At 71.7% G+C, this 25885-nt stretch carries 24 protein-coding genes; 11 read left to right on the plus strand and 13 right to left on the minus strand.

Features of this window, described 5'->3' with window-relative positions:
• Nucleotides 1–38: 38 nt before the first annotated feature.
• From AB0L75_RS00240 to AB0L75_RS00250, 3 genes are read right to left on the minus strand one after another with little or no spacing between them, the layout of a single operon-like run.
• Nucleotides 39–953, minus strand: coding sequence for an adenosine kinase (locus tag AB0L75_RS00240; RefSeq protein ID WP_365173250.1), 915 nt, complete (start codon nt 951–953; stop codon nt 39–41).
• Nucleotides 950–1438 carry a macro domain-containing protein gene (locus AB0L75_RS00245; RefSeq protein WP_365173253.1) on the minus strand — a complete coding sequence of 163 codons (489 nt, stop codon included), beginning with the start codon at nt 1436–1438 and terminating at the stop codon, nt 950–952. The genes AB0L75_RS00240 and AB0L75_RS00245 overlap by 4 nt, the downstream gene beginning before the upstream one ends.
• A 42-nt stretch (nt 1439–1480) precedes the next feature.
• Nucleotides 1481–2947 carry an amino acid permease gene (locus tag AB0L75_RS00250; protein WP_365173255.1) on the minus strand — a complete coding sequence of 489 codons (1467 nt, stop codon included), beginning with the start codon at nt 2945–2947 and terminating at the stop codon, nt 1481–1483.
• Between the two features lie 234 nt (nt 2948–3181).
• On the opposite strand from AB0L75_RS00250, the gene AB0L75_RS00255 reads away from it, so the two are divergent.
• Entirely contained in the window at nt 3182–3919 is a 738-nt protein-coding gene (locus AB0L75_RS00255) for a MerR family transcriptional regulator (RefSeq protein WP_365173257.1), read from the plus strand.
• Here the strand turns inward: AB0L75_RS00255 and AB0L75_RS00260 are convergent.
• From AB0L75_RS00260 to AB0L75_RS00270, 3 genes are read right to left on the minus strand one after another with little or no spacing between them, the layout of a single operon-like run.
• On the minus strand, nt 3905–6088 hold the full coding sequence (locus AB0L75_RS00260) for a 3-hydroxyacyl-CoA dehydrogenase NAD-binding domain-containing protein (protein ID WP_365173260.1): 2184 nt from the start codon (nt 6086–6088) through the stop codon (nt 3905–3907). The two genes, AB0L75_RS00255 and AB0L75_RS00260, sit on opposite strands and share 15 nt — an antisense overlap.
• 41 nt (nt 6089–6129) lie before the next feature.
• Nucleotides 6130–7344 carry an acetyl-CoA C-acetyltransferase gene (locus AB0L75_RS00265; RefSeq protein ID WP_365173264.1) on the minus strand — a complete coding sequence of 405 codons (1215 nt, stop codon included), beginning with the start codon at nt 7342–7344 and terminating at the stop codon, nt 6130–6132.
• Nucleotides 7345–7387: 43 nt separating this feature from the next.
• Nucleotides 7388–8548, minus strand: coding sequence for a CaiB/BaiF CoA-transferase family protein (locus tag AB0L75_RS00270; protein ID WP_365173266.1), 1161 nt, complete (start codon nt 8546–8548; stop codon nt 7388–7390).
• Nucleotides 8549–8863: 315 nt separating this feature from the next.
• Here AB0L75_RS00270 and AB0L75_RS00275 point away from each other — a divergent pair, with 315 nt between their 5' ends.
• Both AB0L75_RS00275 and AB0L75_RS00280 read left to right on the plus strand, forming a co-directional pair.
• Nucleotides 8864–10054, plus strand: coding sequence for a saccharopine dehydrogenase NADP-binding domain-containing protein (locus AB0L75_RS00275; RefSeq protein WP_365173268.1), 1191 nt, complete (start codon nt 8864–8866; stop codon nt 10052–10054).
• Between the two features lie 131 nt (nt 10055–10185).
• Nucleotides 10186–10374, plus strand: a complete 189-nt coding sequence (locus AB0L75_RS00280; RefSeq protein ID WP_365173271.1) for a hypothetical protein — start codon at nt 10186–10188, stop codon at nt 10372–10374.
• Here the strand turns inward: AB0L75_RS00280 and AB0L75_RS00285 are convergent.
• A complete protein-coding gene (locus AB0L75_RS00285) occupies nt 10338–11078 on the minus strand; it encodes an endonuclease V (protein ID WP_365173273.1) in 741 nt (246 codons plus the stop codon). The two genes, AB0L75_RS00280 and AB0L75_RS00285, sit on opposite strands and share 37 nt — an antisense overlap.
• Before the next feature lie 61 nt (nt 11079–11139).
• Between AB0L75_RS00285 and AB0L75_RS00290 the strand changes: the two genes are divergently transcribed.
• Complete coding sequence (locus AB0L75_RS00290) at nt 11140–11436, plus strand: YciI family protein (RefSeq protein ID WP_365173276.1); 297 nt, start codon at nt 11140–11142, stop codon at nt 11434–11436.
• A gap of 10 nt (nt 11437–11446) precedes the next feature.
• Here AB0L75_RS00290 and AB0L75_RS00295 read toward each other — a convergent pair whose 3' ends face one another.
• Nucleotides 11447–11779 (minus strand): plasmid stabilization protein, encoded by a 333-nt coding sequence (locus tag AB0L75_RS00295; RefSeq protein ID WP_365173279.1) that lies wholly within the window; start codon nt 11777–11779, stop codon nt 11447–11449.
• Between the two features lie 86 nt (nt 11780–11865).
• Nucleotides 11866–12921: an oxidoreductase gene (locus tag AB0L75_RS00300; protein ID WP_365174799.1), complete on the minus strand. Its 1056-nt coding sequence runs from the start codon at nt 12919–12921 to the stop codon at nt 11866–11868.
• 258 nt (nt 12922–13179) lie between these two features.
• Between AB0L75_RS00300 and AB0L75_RS00305 the strand changes: the two genes are divergently transcribed.
• The 4 genes from AB0L75_RS00305 to AB0L75_RS00320 all read left to right on the plus strand — a co-directional run bounded on the left by AB0L75_RS00305 (nt 13180) and on the right by AB0L75_RS00320 (nt 17703).
• Complete coding sequence (locus AB0L75_RS00305; RefSeq protein ID WP_365173281.1) at nt 13180–13596, plus strand: SsgA family sporulation/cell division regulator; 417 nt, start codon at nt 13180–13182, stop codon at nt 13594–13596.
• Nucleotides 13597–13920: 324 nt separating this feature from the next.
• Nucleotides 13921–15546 carry an ABC-F family ATP-binding cassette domain-containing protein gene (locus AB0L75_RS00310; protein ID WP_365173284.1) on the plus strand — a complete coding sequence of 542 codons (1626 nt, stop codon included), beginning with the start codon at nt 13921–13923 and terminating at the stop codon, nt 15544–15546.
• A gap of 141 nt (nt 15547–15687) precedes the next feature.
• On the plus strand, nt 15688–16464 hold the full coding sequence (ddaH, locus tag AB0L75_RS00315) for a dimethylargininase (protein WP_365173287.1): 777 nt from the start codon (nt 15688–15690) through the stop codon (nt 16462–16464).
• Between the two features lie 264 nt (nt 16465–16728).
• The gene (locus tag AB0L75_RS00320) at nt 16729–17703 is read left to right on the plus strand and encodes an acyl-ACP desaturase (RefSeq protein WP_365173289.1); all 975 of its coding nucleotides are present in this window, start codon (nt 16729–16731) and stop codon (nt 17701–17703) included.
• Nucleotides 17704–17835: 132 nt separating this feature from the next.
• Here the strand turns inward: AB0L75_RS00320 and AB0L75_RS00325 are convergent, their stop codons facing one another.
• Nucleotides 17836–18081: a WhiB family transcriptional regulator gene (locus tag AB0L75_RS00325; protein WP_365173292.1), complete on the minus strand. Its 246-nt coding sequence runs from the start codon at nt 18079–18081 to the stop codon at nt 17836–17838.
• A 272-nt stretch (nt 18082–18353) separates the two neighbouring features.
• Here AB0L75_RS00325 and AB0L75_RS00330 point away from each other — a divergent pair, with 272 nt between their 5' ends.
• Complete coding sequence (locus AB0L75_RS00330; RefSeq protein WP_365173295.1) at nt 18354–19145, plus strand: VOC family protein; 792 nt, start codon at nt 18354–18356, stop codon at nt 19143–19145.
• Nucleotides 19146–19184: 39 nt separating this feature from the next.
• On the opposite strand, the gene AB0L75_RS00335 is transcribed toward AB0L75_RS00330, so the two are convergent.
• Together AB0L75_RS00335 and AB0L75_RS00340 are read right to left on the minus strand one after the other, a co-directional pair.
• Complete coding sequence (locus tag AB0L75_RS00335) at nt 19185–20294, minus strand: LacI family DNA-binding transcriptional regulator (RefSeq protein WP_365173298.1); 1110 nt, start codon at nt 20292–20294, stop codon at nt 19185–19187.
• 141 nt (nt 20295–20435) lie between these two features.
• Nucleotides 20436–21374 (minus strand): ornithine cyclodeaminase family protein, encoded by a 939-nt coding sequence (locus AB0L75_RS00340; protein ID WP_365173301.1) that lies wholly within the window; start codon nt 21372–21374, stop codon nt 20436–20438.
• Nucleotides 21375–21448: 74 nt separating this feature from the next.
• Here AB0L75_RS00340 and AB0L75_RS00345 point away from each other — a divergent pair, with 74 nt between their 5' ends.
• A complete protein-coding gene (locus AB0L75_RS00345; RefSeq protein ID WP_365173303.1) occupies nt 21449–23569 on the plus strand; it encodes a HEAT repeat domain-containing protein in 2121 nt (706 codons plus the stop codon).
• 66 nt (nt 23570–23635) lie between these two features.
• On the opposite strand, the gene ligD is transcribed toward AB0L75_RS00345, so the two are convergent.
• Complete coding sequence (gene ligD / locus AB0L75_RS00350; RefSeq protein ID WP_365173305.1) at nt 23636–24655, minus strand: non-homologous end-joining DNA ligase; 1020 nt, start codon at nt 24653–24655, stop codon at nt 23636–23638.
• Between the two features lie 94 nt (nt 24656–24749).
• Here ligD and AB0L75_RS00355 point away from each other — a divergent pair, with 94 nt between their 5' ends.
• The gene (locus AB0L75_RS00355; RefSeq protein WP_365173308.1) at nt 24750–25826 is read left to right on the plus strand and encodes an ATP-dependent DNA ligase; all 1077 of its coding nucleotides are present in this window, start codon (nt 24750–24752) and stop codon (nt 25824–25826) included.
• The last annotated feature ends 59 nt before the right edge of the window (nt 25827–25885 follow it).

Here is a 25885-nt window from a genome sequence, read left to right on the forward strand (position 1 = left end):
TCGGGGACACTGGGCCCCGGCCGCTGCGCCGGGGCGGGCTAAGGTCTCGGTTCGGTCGCCCGCTCGAGCAGCTCGTCCCGGCCTATCGACTCCGCTCGGGAGGCCGGGACCGTGCACGCGTACGCGCCCGCGACCGCGCCGTAGCGGGCGCAGGTCTCGGGCGGCTCGCCGCTGAGGCGGCCGTAGAGGAACGCGGCGGCGAAGGCGTCGCCCGCGCCGTTTGAGTCCACCACCGGCGCGGGCGGCGACGCCGCGGGCACGCGGGTCAGCTCGCCGTCGGCCAGCAGATACGCGCCCTCGGCTCCGGCGGTGGCGACGACGGTCCGGGCCCGGCCCCGCTCGGCGATGCGCCGCAGGGTCCGCTCGGGGTCGGTCAGCGCGGCGGCCGACAGGAAGACGACGTCCGCCGCGTACGCGAACGGCTCGTGGTAGGGGTTGTCGCCGTCCCAGTCGTGCAGGTCCGTCGACAGGGGTACGCCCGTCGCGGCGAGCAGCGGCAGGGCCTCGGTGCAGGGCTGGGTGATCGTCACATGGACATGCCGGCTCGCCCCGGCCAGCATGCGCAGCGTCTCCGACGGGAAACGGTCGCCGGGGCGGGCGCGGCTGGTGTCGTACAGGGACAGGCGGCGGCCGTCCGGGCCGACGAGGTTGACCGCCCTCCTGGTGCCGGCGGGCTGCGGCAGTGCGGTCAGTGCGATGCCGTGCTCGCGGTGCAGGACGCGCACCAGGTCGCCCTCGGGGTCGTCGCCGACCAGGTCCAGGTGGTGGGTGCGCAGGCCGAGCGCGGAGAGACCCAGCGCGACGAAGTCACCGGTCTGCCCGGCCCGGGTGCGGATCCCGGTGTCGATCATGTAGCTGTCGGCGTACGGGAGGGGCAGTTCGGGGACGTGGATGATCGTGTCCACGCCGGACCCGCCCAGCACCAGAACGTCCGTCGCGGTCTGTGCGCTCATCCGCCGCCCTCCCCGTGGTCGTACACCGTCACCGTGATCCCTCGCTTCACCAGCCGCTCGGCGATGAGCGGCTCCGTGCGGGACCACGTGCCGCCCGCCAGGCCGCAGCCTATGCGGGGCATGTGCACCGACGCGCCGAGTTCGATCACTTCGTCGGCGAGGCGGGCGAGGGCGGTGTCGATCGCCTCGTAGCGGACGGGGACGCCCTTGCCGCCCGGTTTCACTCCGCGCTGGCCGATCATGTTGGCCACCCACAGCTGCGGCCCGACCCGGACCAGCTGGACCGCGCCCAGCCCGAAGTCGTTCTTCGCGCGGTCGCGGTGCCAGGCGCGGTACGCCCGCTCCGGCTCCGGCCAGCGGCGCGAGAGCGCGAGCACGAAGCCCTTGCCCCAGCCCCCGATGTCGTTGCAGACATGGGCGATCACCTTGGCGCCCTTGACCGACGGAACGGTGGCGTCACCCCGGACATACCTGATCTCCGACATGACGCCACCGTAGGCGATGCCACTGACAGTGGCTCTGAGCTGCTACTTCGTCAGCTGCGACAGGTCCTTGTCGGTGTTCGCGGACGCCCGGCGGCGCAAGGCGAACCAGCCGCCCACCAGCATGACCGCGATCACCGGGATCAGCAGGATCGTCTTGCGGCCGACATCGGGGTCGTTCCACATCATGCCGAGGCAGACCAGCAGGAAGGCGATCGTGACGATCTCCGTGACCGGGCTGCCCTTCAGGCGGAAGTGCGGCCGGGTCACCAGGCCCGCGCGGGCGCGGCGGACGAAGATCATGTGGCAGATCATGATGATCACCCAGGTGCTGATGATGCCGAGGGAGGCGACGTTCAGCACGATCTCGAAGGCCTGGCTGGGCATCAGGTAGTTCAGGCCGACGCCGAGCACGCAGACCGCACAGGTCAGCAGGATGCCGCCGTAGGGCACCTGGGTGCGGCTCATCCGGGCGGTGAACTTCGGGGCGGAGCCCGCCATGGCCATCGAGCGCAGGATGCGGCCGGTGGAGTACAGGCCGGAGTTCAGCGAGGACATGGCGGCGGTCAGCACGACGAGGTTCATCACGTCACCGGCCGCCGGGACGCCGATCTTGGACAGGACGGTCACGAACGGGCTCTCGTCGGCGGAGTACACCGAGCCGGGCAGCAGCAGGGCGAGCAGCACGACCGAGCCGACGTAGAACAGGCCCACACGCCACATGATCGAGTTCACCGCGCGCGGGACGACCTTCTCCGGCTCGGCGGTCTCGCCGGCGGCGACACCGACCAGCTCCAGGGCGGCGTACGCGAAGATCACGCCCTGCATGACCAGGACGACCGGCATCAGGCCGTGCGGGAAGACGCCGCCGTGGTCGGTGATCACGTTCAGGCCGGGTGTGTGGCCGCCGACCTTGTGGTGGGTGGCGAGCAGGAAAATGCTGATCAGCATGAAGCCGACGATGGTGGCGACCTTGATGATCGCGAACCAGAACTCCATCTCGCCGAAGATCTTCACCGAGATCAGGTTCACGGAGAGAACCACCGCGAGGGCGATCAGGGCCAGCACCCACTGCGGGATGGAGGTGAAGAAGCTCCAGTAGTGCGTGTAGAGCGCGATCGCGGTGATGTCGGCGATGCCGGTGGTCGACCAGTTCAGGAAGTACATCCAGCCGGCGACGTAGGCACCCTTCTCGCCGAGGAACTCGCGCGCGTACGACACGAAGGAACCGGAGGACGGGCGGTACAGGACCAGCTCGCCCAGGGCGCGCACGACGAAGAAGGCGAAGACGCCGCAGACCAGATAGGCCAGGGCGAGCGCGGGGCCCGCGTTGTGCAGTCGGCCGCCGGCTCCCAGGAGGAGGCCGGTGCCGATGGCGCCGCCGATGGCGATCATGTTGATGTGGCGGGCCTTGAGGTCCTTGCTGTAACCGGCGTCGCCCGCGTCCGCGGGCGTTGCGGCCGCCTGCGCAGGGGCTACGGCCTGTGCCGAATCCACGGCGTCCTTGCTCACGGGTGGTACCACTTTCCTGGTGCTCCCGGACCTCGTGGGCCCAGGTGGTTACTTTCTCGGCCCGCACCACCCTGGTGAGTCGCGGCACAGACCAAGCCAGCAGCTTCCCAGAAAGATCCGCCCGTACGCGGTGTCCCATGTCACAGAGCGTTGCTTCTCACACGATCCACTCAGCGTCCATGCGATGTTCACCACAGGTTTCACACCATTGGTGAGACAGCGATACTGCTGCACATGACGACCGATGCCGGGCAGACGCCCCTCACCATCGACGAGCTGGCCGCCCGGGCGGGCGTCACGGTCCGCACCGTCCGTTTCTACGGCAGCAAGGGGCTGCTGCCCCCTCCGGTGATCGGCCCGCGCCGGGTGGGGCACTACGGTCCGGAGCATGTGGCGCGGCTGGCCCTCATCGAGGAGTTGCAGCAGCAGGGCATGACCCTGTCGGCCATCGAGCGGTACCTGCACCGGCTGCCGGCCGACCTCACCCCGCACGACCTGGCCATTCACCGTGCGGTGGTGGCCTCCTGGGCGCCGGACGCGGTGGACACGGTGTCCCGGCGGGAACTGGAGCGGCGGGCGGGACGGCCGCTCGCCCCCGAGGACCTGGAGCGGCTCGCGGCGATGAACGTCGTCATGGCGGCGGACGGTGACGCATCCGCCGACGGCGCAGCGGGCGGTGACGCCTTCCGGGTCGACTCGGGGCTGCTCCGCCTCGGGGTGCAACTGCTCGACGTACCGCTCTCGCAGGAGGCGATCCTCGCGGCGCGCGAGGTGCTCATCGAGCACTCGCGCGCCGCGGCTCACGCACTCTCCCAGCTCTTCCGCGGCGAGGTGGCGGAGCGGGACGCCCAGGACGTGAAGTCCCTGTCGGCGCACATGCACCCCTTGGTGGTGCAGGCGCTGCTGACGACGTTCCAGCGCTCACTGCGGGAAGAGCTGAGCGAGTGGGTCACCGGGTCAGGCAGGGACTGAGTCGCTGAACGGCTCGCCCTTCTCGGCCTTCTCCACGAGCAGCGCGGGCGGGGTGAAGCGCTCGCCGTAGGTCTCGGCGAGTTCCCGCGCGCGGGCCACGAATCCGGTCAGGCCTCCCTCGTAGCCGTTGATGTACTGGAGCACGCCGCCGGTCCAGCCCGGGAAGCCGATGCCGAGGATCGAGCCGATGTTGGCGTCGGCGACCGAGGTCAGCACGCCCTCCTCCAGGAGCCGCACGGTGTCGAGCGCCTCGGCGAAGAGCATCCGCTCCTGCATGTCCCGGAACGGGATCTCGTGCCCCGGCGCGGCGAAGTGCTCGCGCAGGCCCGGCCAGAGTCCGGCCCGCTTGCCGTCCTCCGTGTAGTCGTAGAACCCGGCGCCGCCGCTGCGGCCAGGGCGGCCGAACTCGTCGACCATGCGGTCGATGACAGCCTCCGCCGGGTGCGCCGTCCAGGTGCCGCCGGCCTCCTCGACGGCCCGCCTGGTCTCGTTCCGGATCTTGCGCGGGAGGGTGAGGGTCAGCTCATCCATGAGGGAGAGGACCTTCGCCGGGTAGCCGGCCTGGGCGGCGGCCTGTTCCACGGAGGCCGGCTCGATGCCCTCGCCGACCATGGCGACGCCCTCGTTGATGAAGTGGCCGATCACCCGGGAGGTGAAGAAGCCGCGCGAGTCGTTCACCACGATCGGTGTCTTGTTGATCTGCCGCACCAGGTCGAAGGCCCGGGCGAGGGCCTCGTCGCCGGTGCGCCCGCCCTTGATGATCTCCACCAGCGGCATCTTGTCGACCGGTGAGAAGAAGTGCAGCCCGATGAAGTCGGCCTGGCGCTCCACACCCTCGGCGAGCGTGGTGATGGGCAGGGTGGAGGTGTTGGAGCAGAGCAGGGCGTCCGGGGCGACGACGGACTCGATCTCCTGGAACACCTTGTGCTTGAGCGCGGTGTCCTCGAAGACGGCCTCGATCACCGCGTCGCAGCCCGCGAGGTCGGACACGTCGGCGGTGGGCGTGATGCGGGCGAGCAGCGCGTCCGCCTTCTCCTGGCTCGTACGGCCCTTGGCGACGGCCTTGGCGCACAGCTTCTCGGAGTAGCCCTTGCCCTTGGCGGCCGCTTCGGCGGACACGTCCTTCAGGAGGACCTCGATGCCGGCGCGGGCGCAGGAGTAGGCGATGCCGGCGCCCATCATGCCGGCGCCGACGACGGCGACCTTGCGGACCTGGCGGGGCTCGATGCCCTTGGGCCGGTTGGCGCCGGAGTTGACGGCCTGGAGGTCGAAGAAGAACGCCTGGATCATGTTCTTGGCGGTCTGCCCGGTGACCAGCTCGGTGAAGTAGCGGGTCTCGATGGTGATCGCGGTCTCGAAGTCGACCTGGGAGCCCTCGACGGCCGCGGCCATGATGTTGCGCGGGGCCGGGTAGGGGGCGCCGTTCGTCTGCTTGCGCAGACTGGCCGGGAACGCGGGCAGGTTGGCGGCGAACTTCGGGTTCGCGGGCGTACCGCCGGGGATCCTGTGACCGGGGACGTCCCAGGGCTGGTGCGACTCGGGGTGCGCATCGATGAAGGCGCGGGCCTTGGCGAGCATCTCCTCGGGTGTGGCCGCCACCTCGTGGACCAGGCCGTTCTCCTGGGCGCGGCGGGGGTTGTACTGGGTGCCCTGCAGCAGCACCTTCAGCAGTGCGTCCGTGATGCCCATCAGGCGCACGGTGCGGGTGACGCCGCCGCCGGCGGGCAGCAGACCGAGCGTGACCTCGGGAAGGCCGATCTTGGAGCCGGGGGCGTCCAGGGCGATGCGGTGGTGGGAGGCGAGCGCGATCTCGTAACCGCCGCCGAGGGCCGCGCCGTTGATGGCGGCGACGACCGGCTTGCCGAGCGTCTCGATGCGCCGCAGGGCGTTCTTGATCTCGGTCGCGGTGTCGAAGACCTGCTGGGCGTCCTCGGGACCGGCCTTGATCATGTCCTTGAGGTCGCCGCCCGCGAAGAACGTCTTCTTGGCGGAGGTGTAGATGATGCCGCGGATGGAGTCCTTCTCGGCCTCGGCGCGCGCGGCGATCGCCGTGATGGAGGCGCGGAACGCCTGGTTCATGGTGTTCGCGGACTGGTTCGGGTCGTCCAGGACGAGGGTGACGACACCGGTGTCGTCCTGCTCCCAGCGGATGGTCGTGCTCTCGGTCATGACAGTTGTCTCCGTTGAAGTCTGGTGATTCCGCGGGGAGTTCAGATGCGCTCGACGATGGTGGCGATGCCCATGCCGCCACCGACGCACAGGGTGGCGAGGCCGTAGCGCTTGTCCTGGCGCTCCAGTTCGTCCACGAGGGTGCCGAGGATCATCGCGCCGGTCGCGCCGAGCGGGTGGCCGAGGGCGATGGCCCCGCCGTTGACGTTGACCTTGTCCAGGGACAGGCCCATGTCCTTCACGAAACGCAGGACGACCGCGGCGAACGCCTCGTTGATCTCGACCAGGTCGATGTCGTCGATGGTGAGGCCGGCCTTCGCCAGGGCCTTGCGGGTGGCGGGGGCGGGCCCGGTGAGCATGATGGTCGGCTCGGAGCCGGAGACGGCCGCGGAGACGATCCGCGCGCGCGGGGTGAGGCCGTAGCGCTCACCGACCTCCTTGGAGCCGATCGCGACGAGCGAGGCGCCGTCCACGATGCCGGAGGAGTTGCCCGCGTGGTGGACGTGGTCGATCTTCTCCACCCAGTGGTACTTCTGCAGCGCGACGGCGTCGAAGCCGCCCAGCTCGCCGATGTCCGCGAACGACGGCTTGAGCTTCGCGAGGGAGTCGGCGGTGGTGCCGGGGCGCGGGTGCTCGTCGTGGTCGAGGACGACCAGGCCGCTGCGGTCCTTCACGGGGACGACCGAGCGGTCGAAGCGGCCCTCCTTCCAGGCCGTGGCCGCGCGTTCCTGGGACAGCGCCGCGTACTCGTCGACGTCCCGGCGGGTGAAGCCCTCGATGGTGGCGATCAGGTCGGCGCCGATGCCCTGCGGCACGAAGTTCACGGCGAGGTTGGTCATCGGGTCGTTGAACCAGGCGCCGCCGTCGGAGGCCATCGGGACCCGGGACATGGACTCCACACCGCCGGCCAGGACCAGGTCCTCCCAGCCGGAACGGACCTTGGCCGCGGCCAGGTTGACGGCCTCAAGGCCCGAGGCACAGAAGCGGTTCTCCTGCACGCCCGCGACCGAGTCCGGCAGTCCGGCGGCGATCGCGGCGATCCGGGCGATGTCGGAGCCCTGGTCGCCGACCGGTCCGACCACACCGAGCACGATGTCGTCGATCGCGGCCGGGTCGAGGCCGGGGAAGCGGCCGCGGATCTCGTGGATGAGACCGACGACCAGGTCGATGGGCTTCGTGCCGTGCAGGGCGCCGTTCGCCTTGCCGCGGCCGCGCGGGGTGCGGATCGCGTCGTACACGTACGCTTCGGTGCTCACTGGTGTGCCTTTCGGGAGGGTGGGCCGAGCGGGGTGGGCGGGGTCAGTCGGCGCCGGCGACCGGGTCGTCGTTCACGAGTGCGGGTATCCCCCAGTCCCGCGCCACCGCCTGGGTGTCCGCGCCCGGCAGGGCAGGGCCGGTGCGGACGGTGGTGGGGGTCGCGGAGAACCGGGGGGCGGGGGCCGGCTGGGTGATGCCGGCCTGCTCGGTGAAGGTGCCGCGGGCGGCGAGATGCGGGTGTTGCGGTGCCTCGCGCAGGGACAGCACGGGGGCCACGCAGGCGTCGGTCCCCTCGAAGACGGCCGTCCACTCGTCACGGGTACGGGACTTGAACCGGGCGGCGACGCGCTCGCGCAGCTCGTCCCAGCGAGTCCAGTCCTTGCGGGCCGGGGCGAGATCGTCCAGGCCGAGCAGGCGCAGGAACTCCGCGTAGAACTGCCCCTCCAGGGCGCCGACCGCCATGTACTTGCCGTCGGCCGTCTCATAGGTGCCGTAGTAGGGGCAGCCGCCGTCGAGGAGGTTGGCGGCGCGCCGGTCCTGCCAGCCGCCGGCCGCCAGCATGCCGTGGATCATCGCGGACAGGTGGGCCGTGCCGTCGACGATGGCGGCGTCGACGATCTGTCCGGTGCCGGTCGCGCGGGCGTGGTGCAGGGCGGCGAGGACGCCGACGACCAGGTAGAGCGAACCGCCCGCGTAGTCGCCGAGGAGATTCGCGGGGAAGACCGGGGGCTCGTCCGGGCGGCCGGTCATGCCGAGGGCGCCGGTGAGCGCGATGTAGGCCACGTCGTGGCCCGCGCGGTCGGCGAGCGGGCCGTCCTGGCCCCAGCCGGTCATACGTCCGTAGACCAGGCGGGGGTTGCGGGCGTGGCACTCCCCGGGGCCGACGCCGAGCCGCTCGGCGACGCCCGGGCGGTAGCCCTCGATGAGGATGTCCGCCCGCTCGGCCAGGTCCAGCACGCGCGCGGGGCCGTCCGCTGCCTTGAGGTCGACCACGATCGAGCGCTTGTTGCGGTTGGTGACGTCGTACGCGGGGTCGATCGCGAGACCGGGGCCGCCCGGGCGGTCCACCCGGACCACGTCGGCGCCCAGGTCGGCGAGGAGCATGGCAGCGAACGGGCCCGGCCCGATGCCCGCCAGCTCGACCACGCGCACACCGGAGAGCGGACCGCCGCCCGGCGTCGCGTGCGTCCCTTCCGTCGTCATGCTCCGACCCCCAACAGTGTGTGACACAACTGATGTAACACCGGCGATGCTAAGAACACGTTCCACCGGACACAAGACCCAACGAGCAAGCGCTTAGCCAAGTGCCCGGCTCGGCACGGTTCACCCGGGAGAGTGAGAGGCGGGTGCGGCGCAACGGGTGCCGGGTGCGCCAGGAGACTCGCGTGCCGTCTCCCGCTTCCTCCCGGCGTTCTCGGCCGCGGCCATCGCTGCCTCCGGGCTGGTCGTCGTCACTGGTTCTCCTCACGCTAGCCTCAGCCACCGACAGCGGCGCGAGCTGCGGGACCAAGGGGTGTCATGAGCAGGCTGAACAGGACGGATCGTCCCTACGACCTCGTGCTCTTCGGAGCCACCGGCTTCGTCGGCGCCCTCACGGCGGAGTATCTCGCCGCACACGCGCCGAAGGACCTGCGCTGGGCGGTGGCGGGCCGCGACGAGCGGAAGCTGGAGCGGCTGCGCGAGCGGCTGCCCGGCGGCGCGGATGTCGGCGTCCTGCGGGCCGACGTGACGCAACCCGCCAGCCTGCGCGCCCTCGCCGAGCACGCGCGCGTGGTGGCCACGACTGTCGGGCCGTACGTGCTGTACGGCGAGGACCTGGTCGCCGCCTGCGCGGACACCGGGACCGACTATCTGGACCTGACCGGCGAGCCGGAGTTCGTGGACCTGATGTACGTCCGGCACGACACGCGCGCGCGGGAGACCGGCGCGCGGCTGGTGCACGCCTGCGGCTTCGACTCCGTACCCCACGACCTGGGCGTGTACTTCACCGTCCGGCAGTTGCCGGAGGGGGTGCCGCTGACCGTGGACGGCTATGTGACCGCCGACGCCGCCTTCTCCGGTGGCACCCTGGCCTCGGCGCTGAACCAGTTCGCGCGTGGCCGCCGGCTGCTGGCCGCCGCGCGCGAACGGGGCCGGCACGAGCCGCGGCTGATGGGACGCCGGGTCGCGGCGCCCGCGGGTGCGCCCCGGTTCGCCAAGGAGGTCGGCGCATGGGCGCTGCCGCTGCCGACCGTCGACCCGCAGATCGTGCGCCGCTCGGCGAAGGCGCTCGACCGGTACGGCCCCGACTTCCGCTACCGGCACTACGCGGCGGTGCGGCACCTGCCGGTCGCCCTCGGCGGCGTCACCGCCGTCGGCGCGGTGCTGGCGGCCGCCCAACTGCCGCCCGCACGGCGCTGGTTGTCGGCACGGCTGCGGCCGGGCGACGGGCCGAGCGCGCAGAAGCGGGCGAGGAGCCGGTTCGCGGTGCGGTTCGTCGGCGAGGGCGGCGGGCGGCGCGTGTTCACGGAGGTCTCGGGCGGCGACCCAGGCTACGACGAGACGGCGAAGATGCTCGCCGAGGCGGCGCTGTGCCTGGCCTTCGACGACCTCCCGCCGACGGCCGGGCAGGTCACCACCGCGCAGGCGATGGGCGACGCCCTGACCGAGCGGCTGCGCGCCGCCGGGATCACCTTCCGCGTGGCGGCCGCCGGACCGGGCGCCTCCTGACCGGTTTGAGACTTCCGCATCCGGCAACCCCCGGCTGCCTGCGTCCATCGCGTCGAAAGTCTCACGGGGTCTTTCAATGAAACGATGGAAGCCCAGGCCGACGGGCCGAAGCCACAAGGAGGCGGTGAGGCATGAAGTTCGTGCTCGAAGTGACCGTGGACGAGGGCGCGTCGGCGCAGGAGCGCGCCGGTGAGCTGGGGCGGATCCTGCGCTACTGGGGCGGCAATCTCGGCCACTACGCCCTCGAACCGGGCGACGGCTCGGCCGTCCACGACTCGGGGTATCAGGAGGTCGGCGCCTGGCGCATCGTCGCCTCCTGAGCGCTGTCTCCGGCGTTCTGTGCCGCCTCCCGAAGGGCCCGGCGGCACAGGGCGTCCGCCCGGCGCGTGGTCTCCGGCAGCCGGTAGCGCGGGGTCAGGGCCAGCGTGTGGGCCACGGCGTTGTCCAGGCTCACCCGGTGGCCGACGGAGACGAAGACCGGTTTGACGCCGTCCCGGGTACGCAGCGCGCGTCCGACCTCCTCGGTCCCCGCGAACAGGCCGGCGAAAGCGCCTCGCTCCGGACCGGGATCGTCGTAGGTGAAGGTGAACGGGTTCTTGGCGACGCCGATGACCGGCAGGCCGGTGAGCACGCCGAGGTGGCTCGCGAGGCCGAAGCGGCGCGGATGGGCCAGGCCGTAGCCGTCGCAGACGACCAGCCCGGGCGGGCGGGGCAGCCGGTCCAGGGCGGCCCGGACGGTGGGGATCTCGCGGAAGGCGAGCAGGCCGGGCACATACGGGAAGGAGACCCGGCCGACGGCCGTCGCCTCGGCCACGACGTCCAGGGTGGCGGCGTCCAGCACGACGGCCGCCGCGGCGACGAGGTCGAGGTCGTCGTCGTAGGCGACGTCGACCCCCGTGACACAGCCCGTCCCGGGCTCCGGTCCGCGCTCGTCGAGCACCACCCGTGCGCGCAGTTCGTCCTGTACCGCGCGGGCCTCTTCCTCGGTCGCGGGCCAGCCCGCGGGTACGCCTACGGTCGTCATGGTGACGTCGACTGTACGGGTCCGTGGCGGGGTGTCGGAGCCCGGGGGTAGGCTCGTGATCATGTTCGTACTGGAGCTGGCCTACACCGCCCCTCTCGATGCCGTCGACGCGCTGCTGCAGGACCACGTGGCGTGGCTGGAGGAGCAGTACGACAAGGGCTTCTTCCTGGCGTCCGGGCGCAAGAACCCCCGGGACGGCGGGGTGATCCTCGCCGTCGCGGAGGACCGCGCCCGGATCGAGGAGCTGGTCGCGGGCGACCCGTTCACCGTGGGCGGTGTGTGCGCGTACCGCATCACGGAGTTCATCGCCACGAAGACGGTCCCCGAACTCGCCCGCTACCGGCAGACCCTGGACTGATCGTCGCCGGTCAGCCCTTCTTGGCGTTCAGCGCGCGCTGCAACTGGCCCTTGTTCATGTTCGAACGGCCCTCGATGCCGCGCTGCTTCGCCTCGTTGTACAGCTGGTCGTAGGTCGGGCCCTGGGAACCGTGGCCCGACCTCTTGCCGCCGCGCTCGCCGGACGACATGTCCTGGGTCGAGCTGCGGCTCGCCGTCCTGGACTCGCCGGACCGGGCGCGTTCCTTGTTGACGGTCCGCGCGGCGATCTCCTCGGCGCGCTTGGCGCTCTCGCCCCGGTCCTGTGCGCTCTTCTTGATGTGCTCGTACTGACGCTCGCGCTTGGAGCTGGAACCGGCGGGCATGATCGCTCCCTTCGTACCGCTTCCCGGGCGCGCTTGCTCTCGCGTCCGTGCGGTACGAGTACCCGGGTTGCGGACGGACACCGGCCTCAGTGTTCCAGCCGCGCCACCCTGCCCTTCTCGCCGGCCGCCCAGCAGCTGAGGTCGGGCGTGCACGTCACGGTGTCGTACGAGCCGGTGTCGATCGTGCGCCAGGTGCGGCCGCCGTCCGTGGTCAGGTCGGTGCCGGTGGGGCCGACGGCGAGCGCAGCGGTGCGGCTGTGCGGCAGCCAGGCGGCCCCGGAGCGGTAGGCGGGCGGAGGAGTGGCGGCCGGGGTCCAGGTGCGGCCGCCGTCCGCGGTGACGGCGGCGGACCGCGGCGAGGACTGGTCGGGGCGGTAGTCGCCGCCGACGGCGAGGCCGTGGCCGCGGTCGCGGAACGCGAGTGCGAAGACGCCCTTGGCGGGATCACCGGCCGGTACCGGGGTCTCGGCGGCCGTCCAGGTCAGTCCCCGGTCGGCGGAGTGCAGCACGCGCGCGTGGGCGCCGCCGCCGGTGGCCAGCCAGACGTCCTCCGGGCCCGAGGTGACCAGGCACTGGCCGCTCGCGGCGAAGCCCGCCTCGCCGTCCAGGGCGGGCGGCATACCGTCCGCGGGCAGCACCCGCCAGGAGCGGCCGCCGTCGCTCGTGGACAGGATGCGGAACCTTCCGTCCACGGGGTCGCTCATCGCGAGGCCGTGCCGGCGGTCGAAGAAGGCCAGACAGTCGTAGAACGCCTTGGGGTCGGTGTTGCGGAAGGACTCCGTCCAGGTGGCCCCGCCGTCGTCGGTGCGGTACACCCGGGACGCCTCGCCCTCGCCGATGGCCAGCACCACCGCGTGCCGCGCGTCGAACGCCTCGACGTCCCGGAACTCCAGACCGGCCGCAGCAGGCGGGGAGACGTTCCGCCAGCTCGTTCCGCCGTCCGTGGTGCGCAGCACCGTGCCGCCGGTACCGGCCAGCCAGGCGGTGCGGCGGTCGACGGCCGCCAGGCCCCGGAAGCGGACCTGCGTGGTGCCCGGGTCCTTCGGCGCCCAGTGCACGGGCCCCCGCCCGAGGGGCCCTGCCTCGGCCGCCGGGACGGTCAGCGCGGCCAGCGCCGCCCCGCACGCCGCCCCCGCCGCCATCAGCCTGCTCGTGCGTCCGCCGCGTCGCGTGCTCCCCAAGCGCCTCATGGCGGGCGAAGCTAGCCCACCGGCCCGGCGCCGTCCAGAGGCCGAAATCCGGTCATCGCGGGCGGACTCGGACGACCGGTCGCCAGGCATGAACTCGGTGACCGAGGTCACTCGCCCTCCCTGTGCACGCTTCGGCCGTATCCGTCGTCTCTTCCATTGCCGGGTGCCGCACATCCGGGCGTAGTCCAGCCGTCACGAGGGAGCAAGGCGTTGTCCACCGTCATCGAGCAGCCCGTAGAGGCCCGTCTCGTCGCCGCCGCACCGCGCATGCCGAGCATCCCCGCGACGCTGCGCTACGACCGGCGCGATCCGTTCGCCGTGGTCATGACCTTCCCGGCCCCGGCCACCCTCGAGGGCGTCGAGGTGTGCTGGACCTTCTCTCGCGAGCTGCTGACGGCGGGGCTGCACGGGCCCGAGGGCCACGGGGACGTCCGGGTGCGGCCGTACGGCTACGACCGCACGGTGCTGGAGTTCCACGCCCCCGAGGGCACCGCGATCGTGCATGTGCGCTCGGGCGAGATCCGGCGCTTCCTGGAGGCGGCCAACGCGCTCGTGCCCGTCGGCCTGGAACACCTCCAGCTCGACCTGGACCACGGCCTGGCCGAGCTGATGCGGGACGCCTGCTGACCGCCACGCACGCGTGCCGCCCGAGTTCTTGACTACGCACGCGTACCGCCCGCGTTTAATCGCGTTGACAGCCCCCGGCCCCCCTCGTACGGTGTATATTGGTTCTGTTGCCGTCGATTGGAGAAGGACGTTGCTCGTCTGAGGTCCTGAGACACCGCGTCGCACCCGGTAGAGGTGTGCGCGGCGTACGACCTCGGCGTACGAGCCGTCCTCCGGCACAGGCCTTCTTCATGGCCTCTTCGTGCCCCACGACCTTTCGGTTCCCGCCTCGCGGTGTCTCGACATGCGCCCACCAGACCGCACGACACCCCTCGCGAGGCCCTCATGTCATCTTCCCTCACCTGTACGTGCCTGTCCTTCACCTGGGCCGACGGCACCGCCGTCTTCGACGGCCTCGACATCGCGTTCGGGCCCGGCCGGACCGGGCTCGTCGGCGTCAACGGCTCAGGGAAGTCCACCCTGTTGAAGCTCATCGCCGGTGAACTCGCACCCGTCGACGGCACCGTCAAGGTCTCCGGCGAGGTCGGATATCTCCCGCAGAACGTCACCCTCGACACCGCCCTCCGCGTCGACGAGGCTCTCGGTATCGCCGAACGGCGGGCCGCGCTGCACGCCATCGAGGCGGGCGACGTCGCCGAGGCTCACTTCGAGACGGTCGGCGACGACTGGGACGTCGAGGAGCGCGCCCTCGTCACCCTCGGCGAGCTGGGCCTCGGCCATATCGGCCTGGACCGCACCGTCGGCGAGGTCTCCGGCGGCGAGTCGGTGCTGCTGCGGCTGGCCGCGCTGCTGCTGCACCGCCCGGACGTGCTGCTGCTGGACGAGCCCACCAACAACCTCGACGTGTACGCGCGCCGCCGGCTGTACCAGGCCGTCGCCGCGTGGCCTGGCGTGCTGGTCGTGGTCAGCCACGACCGGGAACTGCTCGACCTGGTCGACCAGATCGCGGAGCTGCGCTCCGGGGAGGTCACCTGGTACGGCGGCAACTTCTCGGCCTACGAGGAGGCGCTCGCCGCGGAGCAGGAGGCCGCCGAGCGGATGGTGCGCGTCGCCGAGGCCGATGTGCGCAAGCAGAAGCGCGAACTGGCCGACGCCCAGGTCAAGCTGGCTCGCCGCAAGCGGTACGGCCAGAAGATGTACGAGCAGAAGCGCGAGCCGAAGATCGTCATGGGCGCCCGCAAGCGCGCCGCCCAGGAGTCCGCGGGCAAGCACCGCATCATGCACGAGGAGAAGCTCGCCGAGGCCAGGGAGCGCCTGGACGAGGCGGTCGACGCGGTTCGGGACGACGACGAGATCCGTGTCGACCTGCCGTTCACGGCCGTGCCGCCCGGCCGGCAGGTACTCACGCTGGAGAACCTGGCGACAGCCTACGGTGCGCGGGTCGAGGGCGTCCTCGATCTGCGTGGCCCGGAGCGGATCGCGCTGGTCGGCCGCAACGGAACCGGCAAGACGACGCTGCTGCGGACCGTCGCCGGAGAACTGGCGCCGGTGTCCGGAGAGGCGCGGACGCACGTGCCGCTGCGCTTCCTGCCCCAGCGGCTGGACGTGCTGGACGACGCGCTGACGGTCGCGGAGAACGTGGCCCGGTTCGCGCCGGGCGCCACCCACAACCGGATCCGGGCGCGTCTGGCCCGCTTCCTGTTCCGGGGCGCGCGGGCCGACCAGCAGGCGGCGACCCTGTCGGGCGGCGAGCGGTTCCGGGCGGCCCTGGCCGCGCTGATGCTCGCCGAACCGGCGCCCCAGCTGCTGCTGCTCGACGAGCCGACCAACAACCTCGACATGGCGAGCGTGCGGCAGTTGACCTCGGCCCTGGAGTCGTACGAGGGCGCACTGCTCGTCGCCAGCCACGACCTGCCGTTCCTGGAGTCGATCGGGATCACCCGCTGGCTGCTGATGGAGGAGGGAGAACTGAAGGAGATCACGCCGGAGGACATCGGCTTTCCCGCCTAGCGCGGGACACGATGGGACGTCTCAGGAGGGGCACAGCCTGACAACGAGGGTTTTGTCCTGGCCATAGCGGACTGCATGATGGCCAACCGGCGCCGCGTCCACCGGCGCCGACAACCGCACCGTCGATTCGAAAGGCCCCTCGTGCCCAGCAAGAAGGCCCTCGTCCGCCGCCCCGGCCCCCGCCTCGCCGACGGCCTGGTGACGCACATCGAGCGGGAGAAGGTCGACGTGGGGCTCGCTGTCGAGCAGTGGGAGGCGTACGTCGAGGCGCTGCGCACGCACGACTGGGAGACCGTCGAGGTCGAGCCGGAGGACGACTGCCCGGACTCGGTGTTCGTCGAGGACACCGTCGTCATGTACAAGAACGTGGCGTTGATCACCCGGCCCGGCGCTCAGTCCCGGCGCGAGGAGACGGTCGGTGTGGAGGAGGCGGTGGCCCGCCTCGGCTGCTCGGTGAACTGGATCTGGGAGCCGGGCACGCTGGACGGCGGCGACGTCCTGAAGGTCGGAGACACGGTGTACGTCGGCCGCGGCGGGCGCACCAACGCGGCCGGCGTGCAGCAGGTGCGGGCCGCCTTCGAGCCGCTGGGCGCGCGCGTGGTCGCCGTCCCGGTGAGCAAGGTGCTGCACCTGAAGTCGGCGGTGACCGCGCTGCCCGACGGCACGGTGATCGGGCACATACCGAAGGTGGACCGGCCGTCGCTGTTCCCGGGCTTCCTCTCGGTGCCCGAGGAGTCCGGCGCGCATGTGGTGCTGCTCGGCGGCCACAAGCTGCTGATGGCGGCAAGTGCCCCGAAGACCGCGGAACTGCTGACCGATCTCGGCCACGAGGTGGTGACCGTGGACATCAGCGAGTTCGAGAAGCTGGAGGGCTGCGTGACGTGCCTGTCGGTACGCATGCGGGAGCTGTACGCCTGATCGGGTGATCCCGTCACTCCGGCGGCCCCGGAATCCAGGAATCCGGAGGCCGCCGGCATACCGGGGAGAGCGCTGCGGAACGGCGCCGAAAACGGCCGGGAGGGCGACTTTGACCACGCTGATCAGCGATCTTTACAGCGAACTTAACCTACGGCTTCGTAACCTACGGATTCGTAGCCTACGATCTCGTAGGTTTCCGGCACCGCTCGCCGGACCGCCCCCCCCCTTCCTTCCCCCGTTGTTCGGCGTCCCCCTGGAGTTCCCGTGACCATCGCCTCCCCTCACCTCGGCAGCCCGTCCGCATGGACCGACGCGCGGCTGCTGTTCGCGCTGGAGGAAGTGGTCGAGACCGAACTGAACCGGCATCTGAAGATCGCCAAGGACTGGATGCCGCACGAGTACGTGCCCTGGAGCGACGCCCGCAACTTCCCGGGCCTGTTCGAGGACGGGGAGGCCTGGGACAAGGAACAGTCCAAGGTGACCGAGATCGGCCGCATCGCCCTCGTGGTCAATCTGCTCACCGAGGACAACCTGCCGAGCTACCACCATGAGATCGCCACGCTCTTCGGCCGCGACGGCGCCTGGGGCACCTGGGTGCACCGCTGGACGGCCGAGGAGGGCCGGCACGGCATCGTGATGCGCGACTACCTGCTCGCCTCGCGCGCGGTGGACCCGGACAAGCTGGAGCAGTTCCGGATGGCGCACATGAGCGAAGGGTTCGAGTCCGACAACCGGCACTCGATGCTGCACTCGATCGCCTACGTAGCCTTCCAGGAGCTGGCCACCCGGATCTCGCACCGCAACACCGGCCACCAGTCCGGCGACCCGGTCTGCGACCGCATGCTGGCCCGCATCGCCACCGACGAGAACCTGCACATGGTCTTCTACCGCAACCTGCTGAAGGCGGCCTTCGAGCTGGCGCCCGACCTGACGATGCAGGCCGTACGGGACGTCGTGGTCGACTTCCGGATGCCCGGCCACGGCATCCCCGGCTTCGAGCGGGCCGCCGCGCAGATGGCCATCGGCGAGGTCTACAACCTGCGCATCCACCACGACGACGTGCTGCAGCCCGTGCTGCGCTTCCTGAAGATCATGGAGATCGACGGCCTCGGCCCCGAGGGACGCCAGGCGCAGGAGGAACTCGGTCTGTTCATGGGGGGCCTGGACTCGGAGGCCGCCAAGTTCGACGAGAAGCTGGCCGCACGCAAGGCCCGCATGGCGGCCCGCGCCGGGGCCTGACGCTCACAGGGCCTGTCACAGGGCCTGACGCTCACGGAGCCGACCGTCGCCGGGGCGGTCGGCGGTCCGGCGTGCGGTGGGACGTCGTTGAGCGGAACGTCGGCCAGGGGGACATCGTTCAGCGGGCCGTCGTCAGTGGGATGTACGGCGCAGGGCGAGGCGTTCCTTCTCGGACAGGCCGCCCCAGACACCGAAGCGCTCGTCGTGGGCCAGCGCGTAGTCCAGGCAGGCCGGGCGCAGCTCGCACATAGCGCAGATGCGCTTCGCCTCGCGCACGGAGCTTCCGGGCTCGGGGAAGAAGAAGTCCGGCCCGGTCTGCGCGCACAGGGCCTGCGCCTTCCAGGTGTCGTCGGCCGGGGTGATCGTCTCGAAGTGCATGAACAGGATCGTGCCGCGCGACGAAAAACGTTCGATCAACGCCGGGTCAACGCCGCCGACAGGGCCTCCGGCCGTACCCGATGATGCTCCCCCGGCCCGCACCCGCGCACGGCGGCGCGCGGGACGGCACGAAAACCCGGAGATCGCGGCCGGTCACCCAGGGTGAGAGGGGGCGCCGGTCCGGCGCGTCGCGGCGCTCCGGCGGCGATTGTCAGTGGGCGGTGCCAGACTCGGCAGTGCACTGGACGGGACCCCTTTCGAGGAGGGCGAAGATGCTCACCACCCGTTTCGTCAATGGCGCTCCGAACTGGATCGATGTCTCCACGACGGACATCGACGGCGCCCGCTCCTTCTACGACGGTGTCTTCGGCTGGCAGTTCCAGTCGGCGGGACCGGACGCCGGCGGCTATGGCTTCTTCCAACTGGACGGCAAGACGGTCGCGGGCGGCATGCAGAGCGGCCCCGAGCAGGGCCCGCCGACCTGGACGGTGTACTTCCAGAGCGCGGACGCGCAGGCCACCGCCAAGTCCGCCGAACAGGCGCACGGGAGCGTGCTGTTCCAGCCGATCGACGTGATGGGCCAGGGCCATATGGCGATCCTCGCCGACCAGGCGGGCGTGCCCTTCGGGATCTGGCAACCCGGGCAGACCAAGGGCGTCGACGTGGCGAGCGAACCGGGCGCGCTGTGCTGGGTCGAGCTGTACACCCCGGACATCGCGGCAACCGCCGCCTTCTACCACCAGGTGCTCGGCCTGGAGACCTCCGCCGTGCCCTTCCCGGGCGGGACGTACACCTGCGTCAACCCGGCCGACGGCGGGGAGGACGCGATGTTCGGCGGGATCGTGCCGCTGGCCGACGCGCCGTCCGAGGCCGAGGGCGGGCCGCATTGGCTGCCGTACTTCGAGGTCGAGGACACCGACGCCGTGGCCGACAAGGTCCAGCAGCTCGGCGGACAGGTGCGCATGCCGGCGACGACCCTGGAGGGCGTCGGCCGCATGGCCAAGTTCACCGACCCGTACGGCGCCCGGTTCGCGGTCATCAGAAGCGAGTCGCCGCAGGGCTGAGCCGTTCGGCCGACCGGACCGGGGCCGGGCCCGAGAGGGCTAGGCGGAGGCCCGTCGTATCAGCGTGGTCGGGAGGATCACACCTCCGGCGGGCGGCTGGTCCGTGTCCTCCCGCACCGCCGCGACGCCGGTCCGGTCGCGGCCGTCGGCGAGGCCGCGCAGCAGCAGGCGGGCCATCAGGCGGCCCATCTCCTCGATGTCCTGACGGACCGTCGTCAGCGGCGGGTCGGCCTCCATGGCGACGGGCAGCATGTCGTCGAAACCGACCACGGCCACGTCCTCGGGCACCCGCCGGCCGCTCGCCCGCAGCACGCGCAGGGCACCGAGCGCGGTGAGGTCGTTGGCGGCGAACACGGCGTCCACATCCGGGCAGCGGTCGAGGAGTTCACGCATGGCGCGTTCGCCGCCGCCGAGGGTGAAGTCGCTCTCCACTACCAGCCGGGGATCGCCGGCGCCGGGCAGCTCGCCCATGACGTCCCGGTAGCCGTCGAGCCGGTCCACCGCCGATGTCTGGTCCAGGGCGCCGGTGAGATGGGCGATGCGTGTGCGGCCGAGGTCCACGAGATGCCGTACGGCCGCACGTGCCCCGCCCCGGTTGTCGCAGTCGACGTACACCACGTCCGGGTCCTCGCCCGGGGAACGCGTGGGGCCGGCCGCGTGGCCGTCGTCGCCCCAGCCGGGCCGGCCGCCGAACACGGTGGGCACGCCGGCGTCGTGGATGAGGCCGGGCAGCGGGTCGTCGAGGTGGAGGGAGAACACGAGCGCGCCGTCGACATGGCCTCCGGCGAGATACCGGGCCACGCGCGCGTGGTCGGCACGGCCCTCCGTGAGGAGCAGCACCAGCTGGTTGTCGTGGGCGGTCAGCTCCTTGCTGATGCCGCGCAGCTGGAGGGCGAAGAAGGGGTCGGCGAAGACCCGGGTCTCCGGCTCGGCGATGACGACCGCGACGGCGTCGTGCCGCCGGGTGACCAGGCTGCGCGCCGCCTGGTTGGGGACATAACCCAGCTCCGCCACGGCCTGCCGGACCCGCTCGGCCAACGGCTCACGCACCCCGTCGCCGCCGTTGACCACCCGGGACACCGTGGCCCGGGACACACCGGCCCGCGCGGCCACGGCCTCCAACGTGGGACGCGACACTGCCTCGGTCACTTCGGGACTCCTCATCGGGCGCTGCCGGTCAGGATAACCGCGCGGTGGCGGCACCGCGGGTGGAGCGACGGAGACCTACGGAAGCCATCACTCGGTCCAGCAGCAGGAGCCATCGCTCAGCACAGCAGCAGGAGTCGTCACTCAGTCCAGCAGGTCGATCGTCGCGCCCACCCCCCGGCGCTCCGCCTCCCGCCAGGCGAGCCAGGCGAGGGCGAGGTCCTGCCAGGGCAGCCCGACGGGGGCGTACACCGTGCGCTGCCGGGCCGAGGTGCGGCCGGGGTGTGTGCCGCGCAGGACATCCGTGAGGGTGGCGTCGGCGATGGTGCGGGCGAGCCCCGGTGCCGCCAACGCGCCCATGCGCCCGGCGAGTTCGGCGTCGTCGACGACGAGGAGCGCCGCGTCCAGCAGGTCGGGGGCGAGTTCCCGCTTGCCTGGCTCGTCGGTGCCGAGGCTCGTGAAGTGCTGTCCGGCGCGGGTGTCGGCGAGGGCGAGCAGCGGGGCCCGGGACCAGGTCGCGAGCAGCACGGTGTCCGCCGCCTCGGCCACCGCGCCGGCCGAGTGCAGCACCCGGCCGCCGTGCCGGTCGGCGAACGCGGCGGCCCGCCCGGGGTCCGTGTCGTGTACGACGAGGTGACGGGGCCGGCGTGCGCTCGCCAGTCCGCGCAGTGTCAACTCGGCCTGGGCGCCGGCCCCGATGACGCCGAGCACGCCGCGGTCGTCCGGTGCCAGGAGCGTGGTGCCGAGGGCTGCGGCCAGTCCGGTCCGCCAGGCCGTGACGGTCGCCGAGTCCAGCAGGGCGAGCAGTTCGCCGTCCGCGCCGCTGTGCAGGCAGATCACTCCGCGCAGGGCGGGCCGGGCGCCGGGAAACTTGGCGTTGACCTTCACGGTGTACGCGTCGATGCCGGGCAGCAGGCCGGGGATGAGCGCGGTGGCGGTGCCCGGGAACGGCAGGTCGGTACGGACCCGTTGACCGGGTACGGCGGCGGCGCCGGCCGTGCGGAAGCCGTCGCGCAGGGCGGCGAGACAAGCCGTGGGCTCGAGCACGGCCTCCAGGCCGCTTCGGGTCAGGACACGGGTCATGCCCGCATGATCGCTTGTTCCGGGGCCGTTGTCAGTGGCGTGGTGCATGCTGTGATCAGTGGCGGAGCGGCGCCGTGGACCAGGGGGAGGACAAGGTGTTCAAGGGGATCGAGGACGTCGACTGGGCGTCTTTGACACATGCGTACACGGAGTCGGCGACCGATGTGCCCGACCTGTTGTGGGGGCTGGCGTCGGACGACCCGCAGCGCCGCGAGACCGCGCTGGACGGGATGTACGGCGCGGTGCTCCACCAGGGGACGGTGTACGACAGCACGGTCGCGTGTGTGCCGTTCCTCTTCGAACTGGCGGCGCACGGGGCGGTGGCCGGCCGGGGTGCCGTCGTCGGGTTGCTGCACAGCATCGGCGATCCCTTCGACGAGGACGAGGATCCGCAGGACGCGGAGGACGCGGCGTACTGGGCCGAGTTCGACGAGGAGGTGCACGAGGAGTGGGAGGAGCACTTCTTCATCGCCCGGGACATGATCCGGGAGCGCGCGGGGGCGTTCCTGGACCTGCTCCGCGATCCTGATCCCGCGGTGCGCGGCGCGGCTTCGGGGGCGCTGGCCCGGCTCCACCCGGATCCGGTGCGCGTGTTCACCGCATTGCGCGAGCGCGTACCCGCCGAGACCGACCCGTCGGCGGCCTGTTCCCTGGTCCGCGCGTTGGCGACGACGGCCCTACGGAAGCCGGCCGAACTCCGACCCGCCGCAGCCAAGTTGCTGCGCTCGGTCGTCGCCGGAGCACAGGACCCGGCGCTGCGTATGACGTCCCTCACCCAACTGGCGCGCTGCGCGCCCGATGAACTGCCCGAGGACACGGCGCGGTTGACGCTGGACATGATGCGGCTCTCCCGCGAACCGGCCGGGAGCGAGGAGCCCGCGGAGGTCCCGCGCACCGACACCATGATCTCCTATCTGCGTGAACTGAAGGAGCAGCACCGTCGTACCCTCGGTCTGGACGAGGCGGACGAGCTGCTCAATGAGTTGCACCTGCGGCTGTTCGACCGCGTCGACCTCCGCATCCCCCTTGTCGTCGGCATGCTGGGCAGCCCCGACCGCAGGCGGCGCGCGCACGCCGTGTCGATGGCCGGGCAGCTGCTGACCGGCTGGCGGGCGCCGGACGACGCACCGGTCATGGCATTGGCCGAGCTGCTGCGCGACGACGAGCTGGGCATCCAGAAGAGCGTGCTGTCGGAGCTGCGCAACCTCGGGCCGGCTGCCCGCTGCGCCTCCGAGGAGATCGTCGAGTACATCCAGAGCTGGGACGACCGCCCGACCGAAGAGGACACCCCGTTCCGGGACAAGGCTGTCGGCACCGCCTTCGAGATCCTGGCGCTCCAGGGCGACGCGCGTGTCGTGCCCGCGCTCGGTCATCTGCTGGCGGTCGTGGCCGTCCCCGAGCAGCTGGAGCGCTGGATCGAGGCGCTCGGCCCGGACGCGGCGGCCCCGCTCGCCCCGGTGCTCCACGACCGGCTCGCCGAGCTGGGCCACGGCTCCCAGGACCCGGGCTCGGACCGGCTCGCCGGCTCCCTGGGCCTGCTGCGGCACACCCCTTCGCTCCCCCTGCTGCTGCGGCTTCTGGAGCACGCGGAGTACGGCCGCACGAGGACGGCGGCGCTGCAGGCCCTCCCCCTCTACGGTCCCGCGGCGGCCGAGGCCCTGCCGGCACTGCTCCGGATGGAGGAGGACGACACCCTCCGGGACTGGGACCGCGTCCACGTCGCCGGAGCGCTGTGGTCCCTGACCGGGGACGCGGAGAGAGTGCTGCCGGTGATCGGCCGACACATGCGGTCGCAGCACTGGGTCCGGCGGCATGCGCTGGAGCTGGCCGGGGCGCTCGGCCGGTCCGGCGCCACGCTCGTACCGCAGCTGCGCGCGATGATCGCCGAAGGCCAGGCCCAGCTGGATGCGGCCATCGCCCTGTGGCAAGTGACCGGCGAACCGGAGGACGCGCTCCCCGTCCTGCTCGCACAGTGGCCGACCACACCGACCCGGCGCCCCGCCATGGCCGCGTGCCTCGCCGGGATGGGCCCGGCGGCGGCAGCGGCCCTCCCCCTGATACGCACGGAACTGGCATCCCCCCGCCGCCACTCCAACGACCGCCCCCGCCGCGGAAACATGCGCTACGACGTCACCTCGGACGAGGCGCTGCTGAGCGATTGCCGGCGCGTTCTGTCCGGGTGCGGCGAGCAGTGATCCGGGGGGGCCGAGCGGGCGGGCAGCGGTCCGGCTGACCGGCCGACCCAGGCGAGGAGGTCTGCTTCAGGATGTCTTCTCCTGCCGTGCCCGGCTCGGCTGGACGCGTTTGGGTTCGCCGGGCATCTTCGGGTACTCCGGCGGGTAGGGCAGATCGCCCAGGCCGTGGTCGTGTTCGTCGCGGCGGGCCAGTTCCAGCAGAGCGTCCAGTGAGTAGGCGTGGTCGTCCATGTCGGAGTGGACGTCGCCGAGTTCGGCGAAGCGGGCCGGCATGGTGGCGAGGTCGAAGTCGGCTGGGTGGGCCGCACCGACCTCGTCCCAGCGCAGGGGTGCCGAGACGGGGGCGTTCGGGCGGGGCCGTACGGAGTAGGCGGAGGCGATGGTGCGGTCGCGGGCCGTCTGGTTGTAGTCCAGGAAGATGCGGCGGCCCCGCTCCTCCTTCCACCACTTGATCGTCACCTGGTCGGGCATCCGGCGTTCCATCTCCCGGCCGACGGCGATCGCGGCGCGGCGCACCTGGGTGAAGGTCCAGCGCGGTTCGATGGGCACGAAGACATGCAGGCCCCGGCCGCCGGAGGTCTTCGGCCAGCCGCGCAGTCCGCCGAACTCGTCGAGGACGGCGCGCAGTTCGTGGGCGGCGCGGACGGCGTCGTCGTAGTCGGTGCCGGGCTGTGGGTCGAGGTCGATGCGGAGTTCGTCGGGGTGGTCGACGTCCGTGGCGCGCACCGGCCAGGGGTGGAAGGTGAGGGTGCCGTACTGGGCGGCCCACACCACGGCGGCCTGCTCGGTGGGGCACATCTCGTCGGCGCTGCGGCCGCTGGGGAAGGTGATGTGCGCGGTCGGGATCCAGTCGGGCATGCCCTTCGGGGCCCGCTTCTGATAGAACCACTCGCCGCCCACGCCGTCCGGGTAGCGCTCCAGGGTGGTGGGGCGGTTGCGCAGTGCGCGCAGGATGCCGGGGCCGACGGCGACGTAGTACTGCGCGAGATCCAGCTTGGTGAAACCCCGCTCCGGGAAGAAGACCTTGTCCGGGCTGGACAGCCGTACGGTGCGGCCGCCTGCTTCCAGTTCCACCGCGTCACCCATGCGGCCACGGTAGGCGTACGCCGCATGGCGCGCATACCGGGACGGAATTCCGCATACCGGGCGACAGGGGTCGTATGCGAGCAGAATCGAGGGCATGGATCTGCCGGTGATGCCACCCGTGAAGCCCATGCTCGCCAAGTCCGTGGCGAAGATCCCGCCGGGTATGCACTACGAGGCGAAGTGGGACGGGTTCCGGGCGATCGTGTTCCGGGACGGGGCCGAGGTCGAGCTGGGCAGCCGTACCGGAAAGCCGTTGACCAGGTACTTTCCCGAACTGGTGGCGGCACTGAAGGAGCGGGTGCCCGGGCGGTGCGTACTGGACGGGGAGATCGTGATCGCGCGGGACGGGCATCTGGACTTCGACGCGCTGACCGAGCGGATCCACCCGGCCGATTCCCGGGTGCGGATGCTGGCCGAGAGGACCCCGGCCTCGTTCGTCGCGTTCGACCTGCTCGCCCTGGACGACGGCTCACTGCTCGACGCACCGCTCACCGACCGCAGGGCGCTGCTGGAACGGGCGCTGGCCGAGGCGACGCCGCCGGTGCATCTGGCTCCGGCGACGACGGATCTCGACGTGGCGCAGCAGTGGTTCGAGCAGTATGAGGGCGCCGGTCTCGACGGGGTCGTCGCCAAGCCGCTCACACTGCGCTATCTGCAGGACGAGCGGGCCATGTTCAAGATCAAGCACGAGCGGACGGCGGACGTGGTCGTGGCCGGGTACCGCTTCCACAAGAGCGGTCCGGTGGTCGGCTCGCTGCTCCTGGGGCTCCACGACGACCAGGGCAGGCTCCAGCACGTGGGGGTGTCGGCCGCCTTCTCCATGAAGAAGCGGGCCGAACTCGTCGAGGAACTGGAACCGCTGCGCATGGACGACGTGGCCGGGCACCCGTGGGCGGCCTGGTCGGACGAGGCCGCCCATGAGACGGCTCGGCTGCCGGGCGCGCCGAGCCGCTGGTCGGGGAAGAAGGACCTGTCCTGGGTGCCGCTGAGGCCGGAGCGGGTCGCCGAGGTGGCCTATGACCACATGGAGAACGGGCAGCGCTTCCGGCACACCGCACGCTTCCGCCGCTGGCGCCCGGACCGCACACCGGAGAGCTGCACGTATGCCCAGCTGGAGGAGCCGGTGCGCTACGACCTCGCGGAGATCCTCGGCGAGAAAGACCGCGACTGAGTGACGCAGAGCCGCGGCGGGCGGGCGTCCGGTGGCCGCCAGGCAGCGGCCACTGCCCA

Source organism: Streptomyces sp. NPDC052101 (genome assembly GCF_040680235.1).
Classification (GTDB): Bacteria; Actinomycetota; Actinomycetes; order Streptomycetales; family Streptomycetaceae; genus Streptomyces.